Annotated in this window: 20 protein-coding genes, 2 tRNA genes, 1 rRNA gene and 1 pseudogene; 15 read left to right on the top strand and 9 right to left on the bottom strand. The window is 57.7% G+C overall.

Features of this window, described 5'->3' with window-relative positions; translation table 11 throughout:
* The first annotated feature begins 3 nt into the window (after positions 1-3).
* Together rrf and COO59_RS06645 are read left to right on the top strand one after the other, a co-directional pair.
* Positions 4-119, top strand: a 5S ribosomal RNA gene (gene rrf, locus COO59_RS06650).
* A gap of 73 nt (positions 120-192) precedes the next feature.
* Positions 193-269 (top strand) — tRNA-Asp (locus tag COO59_RS06645).
* Positions 270-358: 89 nt separating this feature from the next.
* On the opposite strand, the gene yafC is transcribed toward COO59_RS06645, so the two are convergent.
* Positions 359-1258, bottom strand: a complete 900-nt coding sequence (gene yafC / locus COO59_RS06640; RefSeq protein ID WP_103059013.1) for a DNA-binding transcriptional regulator YafC — start codon at positions 1256-1258, stop codon at positions 359-361.
* 193 nt (positions 1259-1451) lie between these two features.
* Here yafC and COO59_RS06635 point away from each other — a divergent pair, with 193 nt between their 5' ends.
* Entirely contained in the window at positions 1452-2255 is an 804-nt protein-coding gene (locus tag COO59_RS06635; RefSeq protein WP_103059012.1) for an endonuclease/exonuclease/phosphatase family protein, read from the top strand.
* Between the two features lie 45 nt (positions 2256-2300).
* Here COO59_RS06635 and mltD read toward each other — a convergent pair whose 3' ends face one another.
* Both mltD and gloB read right to left on the bottom strand, forming a co-directional pair.
* On the bottom strand, positions 2301-3689 hold the full coding sequence (gene mltD, locus COO59_RS06630) for a murein transglycosylase D (protein WP_103059011.1): 1389 nt from the start codon (positions 3687-3689) through the stop codon (positions 2301-2303).
* A 70-nt stretch (positions 3690-3759) separates the two neighbouring features.
* Complete coding sequence (gene gloB, locus COO59_RS06625) at positions 3760-4515, bottom strand: hydroxyacylglutathione hydrolase (RefSeq protein ID WP_103059010.1); 756 nt, start codon at positions 4513-4515, stop codon at positions 3760-3762.
* Between the two features lie 42 nt (positions 4516-4557).
* Here gloB and COO59_RS06620 point away from each other — a divergent pair, with 42 nt between their 5' ends.
* Positions 4558-5292, top strand: coding sequence for a class I SAM-dependent methyltransferase (locus tag COO59_RS06620; RefSeq protein ID WP_103059009.1), 735 nt, complete (start codon positions 4558-4560; stop codon positions 5290-5292).
* Here the strand turns inward: COO59_RS06620 and rnhA are convergent.
* Positions 5277-5843, bottom strand: a complete 567-nt coding sequence (rnhA, locus tag COO59_RS06615) for a ribonuclease HI (RefSeq protein ID WP_165786497.1) — start codon at positions 5841-5843, stop codon at positions 5277-5279. The two genes, COO59_RS06620 and rnhA, sit on opposite strands and share 16 nt — an antisense overlap.
* Between rnhA and dnaQ the strand changes: the two genes are divergently transcribed.
* Entirely contained in the window at positions 5797-6528 is a 732-nt protein-coding gene (gene dnaQ / locus COO59_RS06610; RefSeq protein WP_103059007.1) for a DNA polymerase III subunit epsilon, read from the top strand. The two genes, rnhA and dnaQ, sit on opposite strands and share 47 nt — an antisense overlap.
* A 133-nt stretch (positions 6529-6661) precedes the next feature.
* Positions 6662-6738, top strand: a tRNA-Asp gene (locus tag COO59_RS06605).
* A gap of 45 nt (positions 6739-6783) precedes the next feature.
* Here COO59_RS06605 and COO59_RS06600 read toward each other — a convergent pair.
* A pseudogene (locus tag COO59_RS06600) lies at positions 6784-8272 on the bottom strand (NCS1 family nucleobase:cation symporter-1).
* A 147-nt stretch (positions 8273-8419) separates the two neighbouring features.
* Between COO59_RS06600 and COO59_RS06595 the strand changes: the two are divergent.
* The 3 genes from COO59_RS06595 to puuE are packed head-to-tail and all read left to right on the top strand — an operon-like array spanning position 8420 to position 10499.
* Positions 8420-8824 (top strand): GntR family transcriptional regulator, encoded by a 405-nt coding sequence (locus COO59_RS06595; protein WP_103059006.1) that lies wholly within the window; start codon positions 8420-8422, stop codon positions 8822-8824.
* Positions 8769-9506, top strand: a complete 738-nt coding sequence (gene hpxA, locus COO59_RS06590) for an allantoin racemase (protein WP_103059005.1) — start codon at positions 8769-8771, stop codon at positions 9504-9506. The genes COO59_RS06595 and hpxA overlap by 56 nt, the downstream gene beginning before the upstream one ends.
* Before the next feature lie 33 nt (positions 9507-9539).
* A complete protein-coding gene (gene puuE, locus COO59_RS06585) occupies positions 9540-10499 on the top strand; it encodes an allantoinase PuuE (RefSeq protein ID WP_103059004.1) in 960 nt (319 codons plus the stop codon).
* A 63-nt stretch (positions 10500-10562) separates the two neighbouring features.
* On the opposite strand, the gene hpxZ is transcribed toward puuE, so the two are convergent.
* From hpxZ to COO59_RS06565, 4 genes are read right to left on the bottom strand one after another with little or no spacing between them, the layout of a single operon-like run.
* A complete protein-coding gene (gene hpxZ, locus COO59_RS06580; RefSeq protein ID WP_103059003.1) occupies positions 10563-10949 on the bottom strand; it encodes an oxalurate catabolism protein HpxZ in 387 nt (128 codons plus the stop codon).
* Entirely contained in the window at positions 10939-12387 is a 1449-nt protein-coding gene (locus COO59_RS06575) for an AtzE family amidohydrolase (protein WP_103059002.1), read from the bottom strand. The genes hpxZ and COO59_RS06575 overlap by 11 nt, the downstream gene beginning before the upstream one ends.
* Positions 12384-12566 (bottom strand): oxalurate catabolism protein HpxX, encoded by a 183-nt coding sequence (gene hpxX / locus COO59_RS06570; protein ID WP_103059001.1) that lies wholly within the window; start codon positions 12564-12566, stop codon positions 12384-12386. Before hpxX ends, COO59_RS06575 begins: the two co-directional genes overlap by 4 nt.
* 12 nt (positions 12567-12578) lie before the next feature.
* Positions 12579-14165 carry a gamma-glutamyltransferase family protein gene (locus COO59_RS06565; protein ID WP_103059000.1) on the bottom strand — a complete coding sequence of 529 codons (1587 nt, stop codon included), beginning with the start codon at positions 14163-14165 and terminating at the stop codon, positions 12579-12581.
* Between the two features lie 120 nt (positions 14166-14285).
* Between COO59_RS06565 and hpxU the strand changes: the two genes are divergently transcribed.
* The 6 genes from hpxU to COO59_RS06535 all read left to right on the top strand — a co-directional run bounded on the left by hpxU (position 14286) and on the right by COO59_RS06535 (position 20116).
* A complete protein-coding gene (hpxU, locus tag COO59_RS06560; protein ID WP_103058999.1) occupies positions 14286-15125 on the top strand; it encodes a MurR/RpiR family transcriptional regulator HpxU in 840 nt (279 codons plus the stop codon).
* A gap of 248 nt (positions 15126-15373) precedes the next feature.
* Positions 15374-16615 (top strand): pyridoxal-phosphate-dependent aminotransferase family protein, encoded by a 1242-nt coding sequence (locus COO59_RS06555; RefSeq protein WP_103058998.1) that lies wholly within the window; start codon positions 15374-15376, stop codon positions 16613-16615.
* Complete coding sequence (gene hpxK / locus COO59_RS06550; protein WP_103058997.1) at positions 16612-17904, top strand: allantoate amidohydrolase; 1293 nt, start codon at positions 16612-16614, stop codon at positions 17902-17904. Before COO59_RS06555 ends, hpxK begins: the two co-directional genes overlap by 4 nt.
* The gene (uraD, locus tag COO59_RS06545) at positions 17904-18395 is read left to right on the top strand and encodes a 2-oxo-4-hydroxy-4-carboxy-5-ureidoimidazoline decarboxylase (protein ID WP_103058996.1); all 492 of its coding nucleotides are present in this window, start codon (positions 17904-17906) and stop codon (positions 18393-18395) included. The genes hpxK and uraD overlap by 1 nt, the downstream gene beginning before the upstream one ends.
* Entirely contained in the window at positions 18392-18727 is a 336-nt protein-coding gene (gene uraH / locus COO59_RS06540; protein ID WP_103058995.1) for a hydroxyisourate hydrolase, read from the top strand. Before uraD ends, uraH begins: the two co-directional genes overlap by 4 nt.
* A gap of 63 nt (positions 18728-18790) precedes the next feature.
* On the top strand, positions 18791-20116 hold the full coding sequence (locus COO59_RS06535; protein ID WP_103058994.1) for a nucleobase:cation symporter-2 family protein: 1326 nt from the start codon (positions 18791-18793) through the stop codon (positions 20114-20116).
* Positions 20117-20128: the final 12 nt, after the last annotated feature.

The raw sequence follows: 20128 nt of genomic DNA, 5'->3' as shown, positions 1-20128 counted from the left end.
TTGCCTGGCGGCGAGAGCGCGGTGGTCCCACCTGACCCCATGCCGAACTCAGAAGTGAAACGCCGCAGCGCCGATGGTAGTGTGGGGCTTCCCCATGCGAGAGTAGGGAACTGCCAGGCATCAAATTAAGGTTATACCTGAAAAGGTAACGCCGGTTATCAGCGAGACCCCGCTGGTAATGCAGTATTCGGTGGTGCGGTAGTTCAGTCGGTTAGAATACCGGCCTGTCACGCCGGGGGTCGCGGGTTCGAGTCCCGTCCGCACCGCCACTCTATTAGCAATAGCCCTGACAGCAATGTCAGGGCTTTTTGTTTTTCTGCTCCAGCCATTTCCGTCCTTAAAAGGCACACCAGGCGCTTTAATACGTACTTCGCGTGTTAATCCACTCGCTCAGAAAATCGATAAATGCCCGAACGCGGGTACTAACGGCACGATCGCTGTAATAAACCGCATTAAAAGGCATCGCCACAGGCAAGCGCTGCTCGGCTAAAACCTCTATCAAACTGCCCGATTCAAGTTCTTTGTCGATCATATAATCAGACAGACAAGCAATGCCGTTGCCCGCAAGGCAGAGTTGTTTCAATGTCTCACCGCTATTAGCCGAGATCGTTGGCTGAATAGTATAAAGTTCGCCATCTGGCTGGGCTACGGGCCAGCGATTGAGCGCAGGCGTTTCAATAAAACCGAGACAGCTGTGTAGTGCAAGTTCATCAACCTTTACCGGGGCGCGATAGCGAGCAAGGTAGGCAGGGGAGGCGACCAGTTTACGGTAGCTGCTAAACAGGGGCCGCGCACGCAGGCTGGAGTCGGTTAAATTTCCGGCGCGGATGGCGACATCCACCTTGCGCTCAATCAGGTTAATAAAGGTTTCGGAAGAAAGTAAAGATAGGGTCACCTCCGGATAGCGTTGACGGAAAGGCTCAACCATTGGCGTCAGCAGATGTAAAACAACCGGCGTTGCCGCATCCACCCGCAGCAGTCCACGCGGCACCTGTCGGCTTTCCATCAGTTCATTTTCAGCAGCCGCCATCTCCTGCAGCAGTTTTTGCATTTTACGAAAATAACCTTCACCTTCCTGCGTCAGGTTGATTTGCCGTGTTGTGCGCGTTAGCAGCTCCACGCCCAGTTTCGCCTCCAGCTTTTTTACGGCGCGGCTAATGGCGGAAGGAGCCAGTTCAAGTTGCTTCGCTGCCCGGCTAAAGCTGCCGCTTTCAACCACGGCTACAAAAATTTTCAGCTCTTCTGAAGACGCTTTCACACCTGCTCCTGTCGCAAATATTTTCATTTCCACCCTGACGTGGATAGCGGGCACGCTGAGTTTGTTGCTATCGTAACATTTGCTTGCCTGTCAGAAAGGTAAATTCGGCGGCTTTGATTGAAAGTCTTCTCTGAAGCCCCTATAACTGAAAGCAGTAACTGTATGACAGACATTTTCAGAAACGGGCGGTATTGTGCGGAAAAAAACCTATGCCATGAGGTATGTAGCTGGCCAGCCAGTGGAAAGAATTTTTCCGCCCAATGCGATGCTGCATGTTGGGCAAGCGCTTCCGCCAGGCGCGCCTATCACCCCAGGACTGACGCTGCGCGTGCTGGTATGGAATATCTTTAAGCAACAACGAGCTGACTGGCTGTCGGTGCTACAAACGTTTGGCAAGGATGCACAGCTGGTATTATTACAGGAGGCGCAAACCACGCCAGAGCTGGTACGTTTCGCCACTTCAAATTATCTGGCAGCCGATCAGGTGCCTGCTTTTGTGCTGCCTCAGCACCCTTCAGGGGTTATGACGCTGGCGGCGGCACATCCGGTTTACTGTTGCCCACTGCGTGAGCGTGAGCCGCTGCTGCGTTTAGCGAAATCAGCGTTAATAACGGCCTATCCTTTACCGGATGGCAGAATGTTGATGGCGGTAAATATTCATGCGGTTAATTTCAGCCTTGGCATTGATGTTTACAGCAAACAGCTGGGACCTATCGGTGAGCAGCTGGCGCATCATAACGGGCCGGTTATTATGGCTGGCGATTTTAATGCATGGAGCCGACAGCGCATGAATGCCCTGTATCGCTTTGCGCGGGAAATGGGGTTACGGGAAGTACGGTTCACTGACGATCACCGGCGTAAGGCTTTTGGGCGCCCGCTGGACTTTGTTTTCTATCGCGAGCTGCAGGTGAAGGAAGCCTCGGTACTGGTAACGCGCGCCTCCGATCATAATCCGCTACTGGTTGAATTTGCCTCTTCTGGCCCAGCAAAAGTATAAAAAAAGCCGATCGTCCGATCGGCTTTTTAGTTTTATTCACTAAGCTTAACTGTCTGGCGTCGCGCTGTTTTTAACGAACAGGGTAATTTTATCACCCGGCTGAATCGAACTGTTGTCGCTCAGCACGCTGTTCCAACGCTTGACGTCTTTGATGTCCACACCATGTCGACGTGCAATACTGGCAAGAGAATCACCCTTACGAACCTTGTAGGTGATGCTGTTGCCGTTATCGGCCAGTTCACTTCCTGTCACGCCCCCGCCAAAGGTTAGCGTCTGTCCTGTTTTAATCGTATTACCGCGTAAATTATTTGCGCGCTGCAACTCTTTTACCGAAACGCCCATCCGGCTGGCTATGCCTGACAGAGTGTCGCCATTGCGCACCTTATAGCTGTTGATGCCCGTATCGTTTGCTGCCAAACGCGTTGGCTGTACGGCGGCAATATCGCCAGAAGCCAGCGAATTACGTAACTGGGCGACATTCGCTTTAGGGACCATAATATAGTGCGGTCCGTTAGGCGCAGTAGCGCCGCGTTTGTAGCCGGTGTTGTAATTCTTCAGCTTAGCCACTGACAAACCGGCCATTTCCGCCGCCTGCGTCAGTTTTATCTGCTGACCCACTTCAACACGCGCCAGCGCCCGGCTTTCTTTCGGTGCCGGTAAACGTACGCCATAACGCTTGTTGTTTTTCAGTATATCCTGCAACGCCAACAATTTAGGCACGTACAGCGTGGTTTCGCGCGGTAGAGAAAGATGCCAGAAATCGGTTGGTTTGCCGCGCGCTTTATTTTGTTTAATCGCTTTCAACACTCGCCCTTCGCCGCTGTTATAGGCAGCGATGGTCAACAACCAGTCTCCGTCGAACATCCCGTTCAGACGTTCCATCATATCTAAAACCGCTTTGGTCGAAGCGACAATATCGCGTCGGCCGTCATACCACTGATTTTGCTTTAAACCGTAATTCCGTCCCGTACTCGGCACAATCTGCCAGATGCCTGCGGCATTTGCAGCGGATGTGGCGTGGGGGTTAAAAGCGCTCTCCACTATGGGTAGTAGTACCAGTTCCATCGGCATTTTACGTTGCTTAATCTGCTCGACTATCCAGTACATATACGGCTCTGCCCGTAAAGTTACATCGTGGAGATAGCTCTTGTTTCTTAAGTACTTTTGTTTCTGCTCTCGGATCCGGGGGTTTTCCGGAACCTCCATCTTCAGCCCGTCGCGAATGTAATTCCACAAATCCTGGTCCTGAGTCAGGGCCGTTCCATCATCCTGCCAACGCGGGGATAACATACGATCTGTAAAGATTTCATTCTCATTTTGACCAGCTGAAGACAGACTCTGTGCATGCTGTTCAGGAACGTTAGCATCATGTCGCGATGCCTGACATCCCATCAGCAAGACCGAGGCGAGAAGGATAATCGCTCTAGTCTTCATGTGTGTGTCAATGGTTGCTTAAAAGACGAGCAATCATACGTGCTGAAGACCAACAACACAACCAGAAAAATCAAAAACCATCCTTCTTCTGGCGTAGCAGGGCAAAAATGTCCCATGCGTGCTGTGGCGGCACATTGTAACCAAGCGCGCTTTGTAAATCAGTATCTTGCGTGCGTAAAAATAAATTTATTTGCCGTTCGTGCCCCAGTTTTGTGGGCAAACTACTGCTATTTTTGGCGCGCAACTCCTTAATTTCCTGATAATAGCGATTTATTTCCCTGTCTTGCGGCAGCGTAGCGTTAGCAAATTTTAAGTTAGACAGCGTATACTCATGGGCGCAGCAAACCAGCGTCTCATCGGGTAGCTCAGCAAGCTTTTGAAATGACTCATACATCTGCTCCGGCGTGCCTTCAAACAGACGTCCGCAACCGCCCGAAAACATCGTATCGCCGCAGAAAAGATAAGGCGCGCTGTAATATGAGATATGTCCTAAAGTATGGCCAGGCGTAAAAATTACCCTAAATTCGCAGCCCAAAACAGGCAGGGTATCGCCTTCATAAACGATTTGAGTGGTGCCTTTATCTTGTGTCTCCTGCGGGCCATATACCACAAGATCTGGCCATTTCATTAACAGTTCTTTTACGCCGCCAACGTGATCGTGATGATGATGCGTTAGCAAAATAGCCACCGGCGTCCAGTGATGCTGTTCGATAGCGGCCAGTACCGGCGCCGCTTCGCCTGGATCGACAATCAGGCATTGACCCTGGCTATCGTTTAATGTCCAGATGTAGTTATCCTGAAATGCCGGGATACTGTTAAGATTCATACACACCTCTCGCACGTCGTGAAGGAACACCGATGGTAAAACATGAAGCCTGCTAAAACACGTCAAATTCTGACTGCGCCGCGTTCATGGCGTGATATGCCGTGGGGAGAATCGTTCCGCGATGCGCTAACCCAACATTTACAGCCCTGCCTCGGCAAGCTGTATGGCTTTCATCTGTTAAAAATTGGCAACCTGAGCACCGAAATTGATACACAGGCCTGCGCTATTTCACATCAGGTTAGCGTGGGCGATGAAGAGCAGGAAGTGCAGGTCATTGCCGACCCAATGCATTTACCGTTTGGGGCAAAATCGGTCGATGCCTGTTTACTGGCACATACCTTAAGCTGGAGTCAGGATCCGCACCGCATCCTGCGCGAGGTAGACCGCGTATTGATTGATGATGGCTGGATAGTGATCACGGGTTTTAATCCGCTAAGCCTGCTGGGAATAGGCAAGCTGATCCCCGGCCTGCATCGTCGTCCACCGTGGAACGGGCGTATGTTCAGCCAGATGCGGCTGCTCGACTGGCTAAGCCTGCTGAACTATGAGGTTGTCTATCGCAGCAGTTTTCAGGTGGTGCCCTGGAATCGCCAGGGCGGACAGATGATGAGTCGGCACGTGCCTGCGCTGGGCTGTCTCAATATTATGGTGGCCCGCAAGCGTACGCTGCCGCTGATCATGACGCCGGCAAGAAGGCTGGCCGGCAAAGTAAAACTACGCGCAACGGTTAACGCCACGCGTCAGCTGCATTCGCTGGACGATCAGGATTCCGGCTGATAGCCGATGTCCTCAAACGATGGATTGGCCGCGGCGGAGCGCGCCAGTTCATCGCAGCGCTCATTTTCCGGATGGCCGGCGTGTCCCTTAACCCATTCCCAGTTAATTTGATGATGGCTGAGCGCCGTATCGAGCCGCTGCCACAAATCGACGTTTTTAACCGGCTTTTTATCTGCGGTCTTCCAGCCGCGCTTTTTCCAGTTATGGATCCAGCTGGTAATTCCCTGGCGCAGATACTGACTATCGGTACTAAGGGTGATTTCACAGGGCTGGGTCAGGGCTTCCAGTGCGACGATGGCCGCCATCATTTCCATGCGATTATTGGTGGTGCGATAAAAACCGGCGCTAAAGGTTTTTTCATGCTGGCGATAGCGTAAAATAGCGCCATAGCCGCCAGGGCCGGGGTTACCGAGGCAGGAGCCATCGGTGAAAATTTCTACCTGTTTGCGCATCTCTGGTAGACTTCCTCCTGATAAAACGCCAAGTCTGACATAAACGAGCCTTATGAGCACAGCAATTACACGCCAGATCGTTCTCGATACAGAAACCACCGGTATGAATATGGTGGGCGTTCATTACGAGGGCCATCGCATTATTGAAATCGGTGCGGTGGAGATTATCAACCGCCGTCTGACCGGCAATAATTTCCATATGTATCTAAAGCCGGATCGGCTGGTGGACCCGGAAGCTTTCGGCGTTCACGGTATTGCCGATGAGTTTCTGATGGACAAGCCGACCTTTGGCGAAATAGCGGATGAGTTTCTGGATTACATCCGCGGTGCTGAATTAGTGATTCATAACGCGTCGTTCGATATCGGCTTTATGGATTATGAATTCAGCAAGCTGAACCGGGGCATCAGTAAAACGGAAACCTTCTGTCAAATTACCGACAGCCTGCTGATGGCGCGTAAGCTGTTCCCCGGCAAGCGTAACAGCCTTGATGCGCTCTGCTCGCGTTATGAGATAGATAACAGCAAGCGAACCCTGCACGGGGCGTTGCTGGATGCCGAAATTCTGGCGGAAGTGTTCCTGACCATGACCGGCGGGCAGACGTCGCTGACGTTTTCCCTTGATGGCGAGCAGCAGCGGGATGCCGGCGGCGGTGAGCACATTCAGCGCGTTGCGCGTACGTCCGGCCTGCGCGTGGTGGCCGCCAGTGATGAAGAGATCATGGCGCACGAACAGCGCCTCGATCTGGTGATGAAAAAGGGCGGTAGCTGCCTGTGGCGCGCATAAATGCTTTATTTTGCGCTAAAAAAAGCCAGTTAGATGAAAAAGCAGGCAAACGATCGCAGTAGTGAGAAAAAACGTTGACGGCTACGCGCGCTCCCCTTAATATGCGCCTCGTTCCCGACGGGGAACACAGCGCGGTGCGGTAGTTCAGTCGGTTAGAATACCGGCCTGTCACGCCGGGGGTCGCGGGTTCGAGTCCCGTCCGCACCGCCAACTATTCAGAAAGGCCGATTCAGCAATGAATCGGCCTTTTGCTTTTTACTCTTTCTGCACCGCAACCTGCGCCATATAACGCGCTGTCGCTGCCTCTTCACGATCTTCCCGCGCCAGCCAGCGATAGCTGCCGCCGCCAAGCGCCACGCCAATAAACCAGCTGAAGCTGGCAATTTCATGCATCGCAGGGACGAAGCCGATCAGCACGCCGATAGCAACCGACGGCAGCAGGGCGGCGATCGCTTTCGGATTAAAACCGCCGCGATACCAGTAGCGGCCCGCAGGCGTCGCGTTAAACAGATCGTCCACCACCACCTTGCCGCGCTTAATCAGATAAAAGTCCACCAGCAGAATGCCGAACAGCGGCCCAATAAACGCGCCCAGCACGTCAAGCGTATAGTGAATCAGTTCTGGCGACTGGAACAGGTTCCAGGGCGTCAGCAGCACCGATCCCACCGCCGCAATCATGCCGCCGACGCGGAAGGTAATTTTCTGCGGCGCGCAGTTAGAGAAATCGAAGGCGGGCGAGACAAAGTTCGCCACGATATTAATGCCGATAGTCGCGGTAATCATGGTCAGCAGGCCGATAGCCACCGCCAGGTCATTACCCACCAGGCTGACGGTTTCAATCGGATCGGTAATCATCTTGCCGAACAGCGAACGGGTGCCGGAAACAATGACCACCGTCACGACAGAAAACAGCAGGAAGTTAAACGGTAATCCCCAGCGGTTGCCGCGACGGATGTGCTGCATACTTTTGCCATAGCGCGAAAAGTCGCCGAAGTTAAGCAGCGGGCCGGAGAAATAAGAGACCACCAGCGCGGTTGCGGTGATCATCTGCCAGGTCTGTTCGCTGGTGCTCAGGGCTTTGCTGGTCAGCGTAAAAGCGATCCCGTCAAAACCGTTTGTATACAATCCAGCCGGCCAGCGCCAGCATCACTATATAAACGGCGGGACCGGCAATATCAATAAAGCGCTTAATGGCGTTCATCCCGTGCCAGAATACCGCCGCCTGCAGCAGCCACATAATACCAAAGCAGATCCAGCCGAGCAGCGACAGCCCCAGCCAGGAAGGTTGCGTCAGCGACGAGAGCGAAGGCCAGAATTTTAGCAGCACCAGCAGCAGCGCATTGGAGGCCAGCCAGGTCTGAATGCCATACCAGGCGAAGGCAATCAAGCCACGGATAACCGCCGGGATATTCGCGCCAAACACGCCGAACGCCTGCCGACAGATCACCGCATAGGGCACGCCGGTCATCTGGCTTGGTTTCGCCACCAGGTTGGCGCACAGCTGCACGATGCAAATCCCCACCAGCAAGCAAATAAGCACCTGCCAGCTCGCCAGCCCCAGCGTAAAGAAGCTGGCCGCCACCACATAGCCGCCCATGCTGTGCACATCCGACATCCAGAAAGAAAAAATGTTGTACCAGCTCCAGCTCTGATGCGGAACAGGGGCAAGGTCTTTATTCGTCAGGCGCGGGCTGTAATGCGTATCGCTGCGGGGCGCTGGAGAAACGTTGGAATAATTTGGCATGAAACCTGCTCCTCTTGAAAAGGGGTAACGGAGAAACCCTGTGTATCAGCCTCTGCAGGATTCAGGCCAAAAGTTAAATTTTGTATACGCCGCTGCTCCACCGGACAGCGGTTTTTGTATACAACACGCGTCAACGGAGTAGGTGTCATGAAGCATAATCCCGGCCAGAAAACGGCCTCAGAGCTGACCGGTAACGACAAACCGGTCCGTCAGGCGTTACTGACCGCGATGGAAAAACAGCCGCTGTCGCCCGGCAGCCGCTTGCTGGCGGAAGCGCTGGCGAAGGTGTTTGCCATCAGCCGCACCGGCATTCGTAACGTGCTACAGCGCCTCGCCGCAGTGCAAATGATTATGTTAACGCCCAGACGTGGTGCGCATGTTGCTTCGCCCGATGCGCAGGAGGCGCGTGATATTTGCCGTCACCGCGTTTTGAGCGCGGCGGTGACGTCCTGCCCGATTTTTCCCTACTGTGTGCCCATAAAGGAGTGCCGCAAAAATGAGTTCCCTTTGTATACAGGTCATCAACCCCAACACCACGCAGGCGATGACTGAAACCATCGCCCGCGCCGCCCGCGAAGCGGCATCGCCAGCAACGGAGATTATCGCCGTCTCGCCAACGCAGGGCGTGCCGTCGATTGAAGGACACGCCGATGAAGCGATCGCAGCGCTCGGCGTGCTGGAGCAGGTGAAACGGGGACGCGAGCAGGGCGTTCACGGGCACGTTATCGCCTGCTTTGGCGATCCCGGCCTGCTGGCGGCGCGCGAACTGGCCAGCGGCCCGGTTATCGGCATCGCCGAGGCGGCGATGCATATGGCGACCATGGTGGCGACGCGTTTTTCTGTCGTGACTACGCTGCCGCGCACGCTGATTATCGCCCGCCATCTGCTACAGCAGTATGGTTTTACCCATCACTGCGCCGCGCTGCACGCCATCGATCTACCGGTGCTGGCGCTGGAGGATGGCAGCGGTCTGGCCCAGGAAAAGGTGCGCAGCCGCTGTCTGCAGGCGCAGCGGGAGGATGGCTGTGGTGCGATTGTGCTGGGCTGCGGCGGGATGGCGACGCTGGCGCGCGATCTCACCCGCGAATTAGGCATGCCGGTAATTGATGGCGTCGGCGCGGCGGTAAAAATAGTGGAATCGCTGGTGTCGTTGGGGTTAGGCACCAGTAAATATGGCGATTTAGCGTTTCCATGCGAAAAAAAGATAACGGGCGCCTTGCAGCACCTAAACTAACGGAAGTCATCTGCTCAAGAAAGGAGCCAGAGAATGAGTCAATCCCCTGAGAAAAAAGAGTACAGCTTCAATAAAAACTATCCGCGCGATATACGGGGCTACGCGGGACATCCGCCCCATGCCGCCTGGCCCGGCGAAGCGCGCATTGCGGTGCAGTTTGTTCTCAACTATGAAGAGGGCGCAGAAAATAACGTTCTGCACGGTGACGCTGGCTCCGAGCAGTTTTTGTCGGATATTATCGGCGCGGCCAGCTATCCTGACCGCCATATGTCGATGGACTCGCTGTATGAATATGGTTCGCGCGCCGGTTTCTGGCGTATTCACCATGAGTTTCAAAAGCGCGGGCTGCCGCTAACGGTATTTGGCGTGGCGATGGCGTTGGCGCGTCATCCGGAAGTGGTACAGGCGATTGCCGATGCGCAATATGATGTCGTCAGCCACGGCTGGCGCTGGATCCATTATCAGTCGATGGATGCTAAAACCGAACGTCAGCATATTCAGCAGGCGGTGGACGTGCTGATGGATCTGTTTGGCAAAGCGCCAACCGGCTGGTACACCGGGCGCGACAGCCCGAACACCCGGCGGCTGGTGGTCGAGCAGGGCGGCTTTAGCTACGACAGCGACTATTACGGCGACGATCTGCCGTTCTGGACGCGCGTCACCTGTCAGGATGGCACGGTCAAACCCCATCTGATTATTCCCTACACGCTGGAAACCAACGATATGCGCTTCGCCACGCCGCAGGGATTTAACACCGCCGAGCAGTTTTACACTTACCTGAAAGACAGCTTTGACGTGCTGTATGAAGAGGGCGAAACCGCGCCGAAAATGATGTCAGTAGGGATGCATTGCCGCCTGCTGGGACGGCCCGGCCGCTTCCGCGCGCTAACGCGTTTCCTGGATTATATTCAGCAGCACGAACGGGTTTGGATCTGTACCCGTCAGCAGATTGCCGATCACTGGATCAAACATCATCCGGCGCCGGAGGCCTGACGCCCCTGTTTGTCGCCTCTGGCTTACCTGCCGCGAGCGTATTAAGCGCTCGCGGCTTTTTTATTAGCCGCCCAACAGGCTGACCTGCGCGGCGACGATACGCCAGCCGTCCGGCAGTCGCACCCAGGTTTGCTGCTGACGACCAGGGCGCTCGCTGCCGGGGCGGGTAAACTCGGTGCTACAGACGGCGAAATCGGTGCCGAAGGTGGTAATAACGCTGTTTTGCAGCTGGCGATATAAACCGGCGCTGGGGCGCGCGGCCCGAAATGCGCGGATCGCCTCAATGCCGTACAGGTTCTCACCGGCGCCCAGGCGCACCGTCCGCTCGTCGTGCCAGAACAGGGTGTCCAGCACCGCAATATCATTGCTAATCAGCGCCTGCTCATAGCGTTGAAAGGCGGCGGTCACCTCCGACACGATAGCCGGAAGATTAATATCATTATTTGTCATGCGTTGAACTCCACGAACAGGCGGATGCGGCAGGATTACCGGCTATTTCCAGCTGCGCCACCGGCGCCGTAGCGATCCCCATCTTTTCCAGCACGCGGGCGGCCCGCAGGCATTTCGCCTCCTGAAAAGGCGCGGCGATCAGCTGCAGGCCAATCGGCAGGCCGCCGGAAGTGCGTAACGGCACGGTAGTGACCGGCAGGCCGAGAAACGAGATTGGCTGCGTCAACATGCCCATACTGGCGCGCACCGGCAGCGTTTGACCGTTAACCAGCATGGTTTCCTGACCGATAAGCGTGGCGCAGCAGGGCGTGGCCGGGGCAATCAGCAGATCAAAATGGTCAAACAGCGCCAGCACCTTTTGCTGGAAATAGCGGCGAAAACGTTGGGCCTGCACATACCAGGCGGAGGGCAGTATGGCGCCTGCCAGCAGTCGCTCGCGCGACAGCGGCTCAAAGCGCTCAGGCTGGCTGCGCAGCGCCGGTAAATAGCGGTTACCGCCTTCGGCGGCGGTAATAATAAACGCCGCGGAGCGGGCAATATCCAGCTCATCCAGCTCCAGCAGCTCGCTGGCCTCCAGCGCCCGCGCCGCCGTTGCGACGGCCTGCTGCGCATCATTATCGCTGAACCGTTGAAAATAGCCGCCGAGCACCGCGCAGCGCAGCCCTTCCGGCCCGTTATTCAGCTGCGCAAGCGCAGGCTGGGGCGCAACCTTTGCCTGAAAGGCATCTTCCACATCGTGGCCCTGCAAAGCATCATAGACGCGCGTCAAATCTTCGCAGCTGCGGGCAAAAGGGCCGATATGGTCGAGACTGGCAACAAAGGGATGGGTGCCGTGACGCGACAGGCGGCCAAAGGTTGGCTTCAGCCCGAAAATGCCGCACAGCGAAGCGGGCACACGAATCGAACCGTTGGTATCGCTGCCGAGAGAAAAATGCACCAGCCCTGTCGCCACGGCCGCCGCCGATCCGCCGGAAGATCCACCGGCGATACGCTGCAAATCGTGAGGATTGCGCGTCGCGCCATAGTGGCTGTTTTCGGTAGTAAAGCCGTAGGCGTAAGCATCCATATTGAGCATACCGCTCAGCAGCGCTCCGGCCTGGCTGAGCTTGTCTACCGCCCAGGCATCGCGCACGGCAAGCGGCCGTTTGCTGAACAGGCTGGCACCGGCCAGCGTACGCTGACCCGCCACGTCAAACAGGTTTTTTACCGCATAAGGTACGCCAGCCAGCGGCGGCAGCGGCTGGCCTTCGCGCCGTAAACGATCGAGACGATCCGCCTGTTGGCGCATGCGATCGGCGACGATCGTCGTCCAGGCGTTAATGCGCGGATTCTGCTGTTCAATGGCGGTGAGTGTCGCGTTCGCAATTTCTCTGGCGCTAAGCTCGCCGTTTTGCAGCGCCTGCTGCAGTCGGGAGATGGAAAATTCACTTAACTTCATGCCTGATAGACTCCCGCCACGTCCAGCCGCTCATCCAGCGGGAAATCCATCAGCGGCCCGGCCATCTGAGCGATACGGGTGAACTGCAGCAGCAGCTCGGCGCGGCGCGCCTCATCCAGCTCAATATCCAGCATCGCCGTCATCTGGTTCAGATAGGTCGTCCAGTCGTTTACCTTCATCTTTTTCTCCTGTCAGAAACCCGCCGCGCTGCCGTTGCTGCGCGGATCGAAAGCGCCTTCCAGCATGCCGTTGGTGTGACGCACAATCGCGCCAGCGTGGCCGACCGCCTCGCTAAACGCGGGCAGCCGGTCCACCTGATGACCCAACGCCGCCAGCCGGGCCAGCGTATCGGCGCTGAAGCGCCCCTCCAGTTTCAGGCTGTCTGAGGATTCTCCCCAGGTTCTGCCCAGCAGCCAGCGCGGGGCGCTAATCGCCTCCTGGAGCGGCATGCCCTGAATCACGTGGCGGGTAAATATCGCCGCCTGGGTTTGCGGCTGACCGTCGCCGCCCATCGATCCGTAAACCATCAGGCGGCCATCTTTCAGGCGGGCGGCGGCAGGGTTGAGCGTATGGAACGGCTGTTTACCGGGCAGCAGCGTCAGCAAATGGTCAGGGTTGAGGCTGAAGGCCGCGCCACGGTTCTGCCAGACAATGCCGGTATCCGGCAGCACCACGCCGCTGCCAAACTCATGATAAATGCTCTGAATAAAGGAGACGGCCATGCCGCTGCTGTCCATTACGCCCATCCAGACGGTATCGCCAGGCCCGCGTCCGCTTCCCCAGGGCGCGGCGCGCAGCGGATCGATTTGCTGCGCGGTGGTTGCCAGCAGGCCGTTGTCCAGCAGTTCCTGCATCTCTTCACGCATATGCAGCGGGTCGGTGATATAGCGGTCGCGCAGGGCGAAGGCCCGTTTCGTCGCCTCGACGATAAGATGGACCGTCTGCACCTCATCGGCCTCCGCCATATTCAGGCAGTCGGTAATGCCGAGGATCGCCAGCGAAACCAGCCCCTGCGTCGGCGGCGTCATGTTGTAAATATCGCCGTGCTGATGAGCAAGGTGCAGCGGCCTGCGGCGTTTTGCCCGATGGCGCTGTAAATCCTCCAGCATGATGGGCATTTCCAGCTGCGCCATGCCCTGCGCCAGCCGATGCGCCAGCGGGCCGCGATAAAAGCTCTCCAGCCCGTTCTCACAGAGTTCTGATAGCGTCCCGGCCAGCGCGGGTTGGGTAAAGCGGCTGCCGGGACGCGGCGGAGCGCCATCGGGCATAAAGGTGGCGGCGAAGCCGGGCTGGTGGGCCAGCTCCTCTCTTTTGGCGTGGGTGGCGGCGGCCTGGGAGGCGGTTACCGGAATGCCGTCGGCGGCATAGCGAATCGCATCGCGCAACAGGCGCGGCAGCGGCAGCGCGCTTCCGCCATATTCGCGAGCGAGCGTTAGCGCTTCTGACCAGCCGCTAACGGTACCAGCCACGGTCAGCGCCGCCTTTGGGCCGCGATGAGGAATCTGCTGCAGCCCCTGATAAAAGTTGGGATGTGCCAGCGACCCGGCTGCGCCGCTGGCGTCGATGGCTATCGGATCGCCCTGCGGCGGCATTATCAGCCAGAAGCCGTCGCCGCCGAGGCCGTTCATATGCGGATACACCACGGCGATAGTCGCCGCGGCGGCCACCATGGCTTCAATCGCATTACCGCCTTCGCGCAGGACCGCCAGCGCGCTTTCGCTGGCGAGGTGATGCGGCGTGACCACCATTCCCTGAGGCGCCATATTACTTTGGATCATCGCGTTCCCTTAATTGCTTCGGATAAAAAAACTAAGCAAGAGCTGTTCCAGGTTTGAGCGACCTGATTGTGGATCGATTTATGCTATGTTCAGGCTGAAACAAAAGTTACAGGGATCTTTATGAAGCAGCTTGATGAACGGCTCCGACAACATTACGGTCAGCTCTCGCCGCAGGAGCAGCGCATTGCCAATTTTGTTTTTGACCATTTCGACGATTTAATCAGCTATAACAGCGCCGAACTGGCGCACCTGAGCGGGGTATCTAAAGCGACCGTCAGCCGCCTGTTTAAGCGCCTCGGCTATGAAAAATATAAGGACATGCGCGATGAGCTGCGAACGCTGCGCCAAAGCGGAATGCCGCTCACCGACAACCGCGATGCGGTGCAGGGCAACACGCTGCTGTCGCGTCATTACAAGCAAGAGATGGCTAACCTGACGCAGTGGATTAACAGTATCGATCCGCAGCGCTTTAGTGACATTATCGCGGCGCTGGGGCAGGCGCGCCGCATCTTTATTATCGGTATGCGTAACGGCTGGCCGGTGGCGCTGCACTTACGTCAGCAGCTGCTGCAGGCGCGTGCGCAGGTGCATATTCTGCCGCAGCCCGGCCAGACTCTCGGCGAAGAACTGGTGGATATTAGCGCTGACGATCTGGTGGTTGCCGTCGCTTTTCGGCGGCGTCCGCGCATTATTAAATCGCTGCTGCTCCAGCTACAGCAGCAGGCGGTGCCGGTGGTCCTGCTGTGCGAGCCGCAGGCACAGTCGATTATTCCGCTGGCGCGCTGGCCGCTCTGCACGCCGCTCGACAGCGTTTCCGCCTTTGACAGCTACTCTGCCGCCATGAGCCTGGTTAATCTGCTGGCCAATGCGCTACTGCATGAAGGGCTGGCGCAGGGGCGCCAGCGCATCCACGCTATCGCCGATCTTTATCAACAGCTGGATGAGCTGGAACAGCGTTAATGGGGCACCATTTTGGTGCTTTGCTCATTAACGGAACATCTTTTTTTCATCTTCTGATCTAAAAAAGGCCCGTTTTAACGGGCCATTCCAACGCCATCTACTACTCAGAACGCTCAATGCGCGTTGGCACATTAGTTGCAAAAGGTATTTTCAAGAATCTTTTGTTGCAGCTTTCATTTACACGCAACGATGTGCAAATGAATGAGGGTAATAATGGGCGCAGCGTTACTCAAGATAAGGAAAGCCTAATGAATATCTCGCAATTCGACCAAATCAATCCGCCGCCGCGCCTGCTGATGGGACCGGGACCGATTAATGCCGATCCGCGCGTGCTGCGTGCGATGTCAACCCAGCTGATCGGCCAGTACGATCCGGCAATGACGCACTATATGAATGAAGTGATGGCGCTTTACCGCGGCGTATTCCGCACGGAGAACCGCTGGACGCTGCTGATTGACGGCACCTCGCGCGCCGGTATTGAGGCAATTCTGCTGTCGGCGATCCGTCCCGGCGATAAGGTGCTGGTGCCGGTATTTGGTCGTTTTGGTCATTTGCTGTGTGAAATTGCGCGTCGCTGCCGCGCCGAAGTGCATACCATCGAAGCGCCGTGGGGCGAAGTGTTTACGCCCGATCGGATCGAAGACGCGATTAAGCGCGTGCGTCCACGCCTGCTGCTGACGGTGCAGGGCGATACCTCAACCACCATGCTGCAGCCGCTGGCGGAGCTGGGCGAGATTTGCCGGCGCTACGGGGCGCTGTTTTACACCGACGCCACCGCCTCGCTGGGCGGCAATGCGCTGGAGAGCGATGACTGGGGGCTGGATGCGGTATCAGCCGGTATGCAGAAATGTCTGGGCGGCCCGTCCGGCACCGCGCCGATCACGCTCAGCCCGCGTATGGAGGAGGTTATCCGCAAGCGCAAACGCGTGGAAGAAGGGATCCGTACCGCCGATCATCAGGACGGCGACGATCAGATGATCTGGTCCAACTATTTCGACCTCGGCATGATTATGGATTACTGGGGACCGGAGCGGCTGAACCATCATACCGAAGCAACCACCGCGCTGTTTGGCGCGCGCGAATGCGCTCGCTTAATACTGCAGGAAGGGCTGAATAACACCATTGCGCGCCACAAACTGCACGGCGAAGCGCTGTTGACCGGCATTCAGGCGATGGGGCTGGAGATTTTTGGCGATGTGCGCCACAAGATGAACAATGTGCTGGGGGTGATGATCCCGGCAGGCATCAACGGCGAACAGGTGCGCAAGCTGATGCTGGAAGATTTCGCCATTGAAATCGGCACCTCTTTTGGCCCGCTGATCGGTAAGGTCTGGCGTATCGGCACGATGGGCTATAACGCCCGTAAAGAGTGCGTTATGCAAACGCTGAGCGCGCTGGAAGCGGTGCTGAACCATCTGGGTTTTAAAACCGTGCAGGGCGCGGCGCTGCAGGCGGCGTGGGATCGCTATGCCAGCGAGGGGCGCTTATGAACACTTTGATGAACGCCCATGAGGCGGAGCTGGCGGCAGCCCGAGTGCTGGCGCGCTGTGACGCGCTGGCGCAGATAAGCGAAAGCCCCGACGGTCTGACGCGGGTTTACCTTTCGCCAGAGCATTTGCAGGCTAACGCCCGCGTCGGCAAGTGGATGCAGGCGGCGGGGATGCGCGTCTGGCAGGATGCGGTGGGCAATATTTGTGGCCGCTATGAAGGCGCGGAGCCTGGCGCGCAGGCGCTGCTGCTGGGCTCTCATCTGGATACGGTGCGCAACGCCGGGCGCTATGATGGCATGCTGGGCGTGCTGAGCGCGATTGAAATCGTCAGCTGGCTGCATCAGCAGCGGCGACGCCTGCCGCTGGCGATTGAGGTGGTTGGCTTTGGCGATGAAGAGGGCACCCGCTTCGGCATCACGCTGCTGGGCAGCCGGGGGCTAATCGGCAACTGGCCGGAAAGCTGGCCCGCCGTGGCCGACGGCAACGCAATTACCGTTGCCCAGGCGATGGAGAAAGTGGGCCTGGACGCGGCGAATATTGACAAGGCCGCGCGCGCGGTGGAGGAGATTGCCGCCTATCTTGAGCTGCATATTGAGCAGGGGCCGTGTCTGGAGCAGGCCAGTCTGGCGCTGGGGGTGGTTACGGCAATTAACGGCGCGCGCCGTCTGAACTGCCGCTTTCAGGGCGAAGCGGGCCATGCCGGAACCGTGCCGATGGCGCAGCGAAAAGATGCGCTGACCGCCGCCGCCGAATGGATTGTGGCGATTGAACAGACAACCTGCCGTTACGGGCAACAGCGCGTAGCCACCGTCGGCACGTTGCAATGCACCTCTGGCGCGGTAAATGTGATCCCCGGCGAGGTGGAACTGTCGCTGGATGTGCGCGGCCCGGATGATGCGCAGCTGGCCGAACTTCTGGCGGAGCTGCTGGCGCAGGGCGAGGCGATAGCACGGCGGCGCGGCGTAACGTTTGCGGCCACGGAATATTACGCTATTAACGCCACAGCCTGCGACGCTGGCCTGCAGCGGGCGCTAAGCGACGCGGTAACCCAGGTGCAGGGACGTTCGCTTTCGTTACCCAGCGGCGCCGGTCACGACGCCATCGCCATCGCCGGGCGCTGGCCGGTCGGCATGCTGTTTGTGCGCTGCGCCGGTGGCGTTAGCCATCATCCGGCAGAGGCGGTTAGTCAGCCGGACGTAGCTCAAGCCGTACAGGCCGCTCTGCTGGCGGTAGAAAACTTCGCAGCCTGTTTTACGCCGCTGGCTACGCCGAGCCGGGAGGCGGTCTGATGAAGCTCTCGCAGTTTAATCAGCTGCCCGCTGAACAGGCGCAGGCCGCGCTGGCGCACTGCGTGGCGATTAAACGCTGGCAGCAGGCGGTGGTCGCGGCGCGACCTTACGCCTCGCTGGCTATGCTGTATCAGCAGGCGCGTTTGCTGGCGGAAGGGTGGAAGCGTCAGGATTTTGTGCAGGCGCTGGCGGCGCATCCGCGCATTGGCGAGCGGGCCAGCGGAGAGGGTAAAGAGGCGGCGTTATCGCGTCAGGAACAGGCTGCGGTCGGCGCAGACGCTGAGCTACAGCAGGCGCTGCGTCTTGCCAATGACGACTATGAACAGCGTTTTGGTCATCTGTTTTTGATTCGTGCTAAAGGGCGCAGCGGCCAGGAGATGCTGGCCGAGCTGCGGCGTCGCCTGGCAAATACGCCAGCTCAGGAGCTGGAGGAAGCCCTGGCCCAGCTCCGTGAGATTACGCTGTTGCGTTTAGAGGAGAGCATCGCATGAGTTCCATATCCACCCATATTCTGGATACCGCGCTGGGCACGCCGGCAGCGGCGGTTAGCGTTACGCTGGAGCAGTGCAGCGCCGAGGGATGGCTGACGTTAACCCGGGCGAAAACCGATGCCGATGGCCGTATTAAAAGCCTTCTGGCTGAACCGCTGACGCCGGGACACTATCGTTTGACGGCGGAGATTGGCGATTACTTTGCCGGTAGCGGACGTGATGCGCTGTATGTCACTGCGCAGATCGATTTTGTTATTGCTCAGGCGGGCAGTCACTATCATTTGCCCTTTCTGATTTCGCCCTGGTGCTGGTCAACCTATCGCGGCAGCTGACCTGCAACGTTGATTTCCCGTCTGCCGGTGAAGCGCCGGCCCGCAACAGCAAAAGGTATTACGATGAACGAGAATCGCGTCAGACCTGAAGATACGCGTTACCCGCTGGGTAAAACCTTCGCCTGGGGAATGCAGCATGTGTTGACTATGTACGGCGGGATTATTGCGCCGCCGTTGATTATCGGCAGCGCCGCCGGGCTTTCCACGGCGGATATTGGCCTGCTGATTACCGCCGCGCTGTTTGTCAGCGGCGTGGCGACGCTGTTGCAGTCGCTGGGCGTACCGGGATTCGGCGCACGGCTGCCGCTGGTGCAGGGCGTTTCTTTTGCCAGCGTTTCCACGCTGGTGGGGATTGCTTCCGGTTCCGGCGGATTACCGGTGGTCGCCGGGGCGATTATCGGCTCGGCGCTGTTCGGGCTGTTGATAGCGCCATTTTTCGCGCACGTGATCCGCTTTTTCCCACCGCTGGTGACCGGCACGGTGATTACGGTGATCGGCCTGTCGCTGATGCCGGTAGCGGCGCGTTGGGCGATGGGCGGCAATGCGAAAGCTGCGGACTGGGGTTCGCCGGAGAATATCGGGCTGGCGGCGCTGACGCTGGCGCTGGTTTTGCTGTTAAGCAAGGTTGGGCGCGGCGGGCTGAAACGTCTGGCGGTGCTGTTGGCGATGGCGCTCGGTACGCTGCTGGCGGCGGCGGTGGGCAAGGCGGATTTTTCCGGGGTGATGACCGGCCATTTTTTTGCGCTGCCGGGCGTGTTGAGTTTTGGACTGCCGCAGTTCGATCTGGCGGCCATTCTGTCGATGGCGTTGATTGTGCTGGTGTTGCTGACGGAGACCACCGCCGGGCTGATGGCGGTTGGAGAGATTGTCGGGACGCCGGTCGATGAGAAGCGTATCGCGCGCGGTCTGCGAGCCGATATGTTGACCAGCGCGCTGTCGCCGCTGTTCAACTCTTTTCCGCAGAGCGCTTTTGCACAGAATATTGGCCTGGTGGCGATGACCGGTATTAAGAGCCGGTTTGTGGTGGCGGCGGGCGGCGTCATTTTGCTGCTGCTCGGTCTGTTGCCGGTGTTGGGCAGGGTGATTGCGGCGATCCCGATGCCGGTTCTGGGCGGGGCAGGCGTGGTGCTGTTTGGTACGGTTGCCGCCAGCGGGATCCGCACGCTGGCGAAGGTGGATTATAAGGACAATATGAATCTGGTGATTGTCGCCACCGCGATCGCTTTCGGCACGATCCCGGTGGTCATGCCGGGCTTTTACGATCGTTTCCCAGGTTGGACGCAGACGCTGTTGCATTCCGGCATTAGCGCGGCCTGCCTGGTTGCCGTGCTGCTGAACGCGCTTTTTAACCCGCGGCCCAAGGCGCTGGCCGTGGCGGATCGCGGCTGATTTGTCGGCGGC

Source organism: Mixta theicola, assembly GCF_002895925.1.
GTDB lineage: Bacteria > Pseudomonadota > Gammaproteobacteria > Enterobacterales > Enterobacteriaceae > Mixta > Mixta theicola.
The sequence above is the reverse complement of the archived record's forward strand: the minus strand, read 5'-3'. Positions and strand labels throughout refer to the sequence as shown.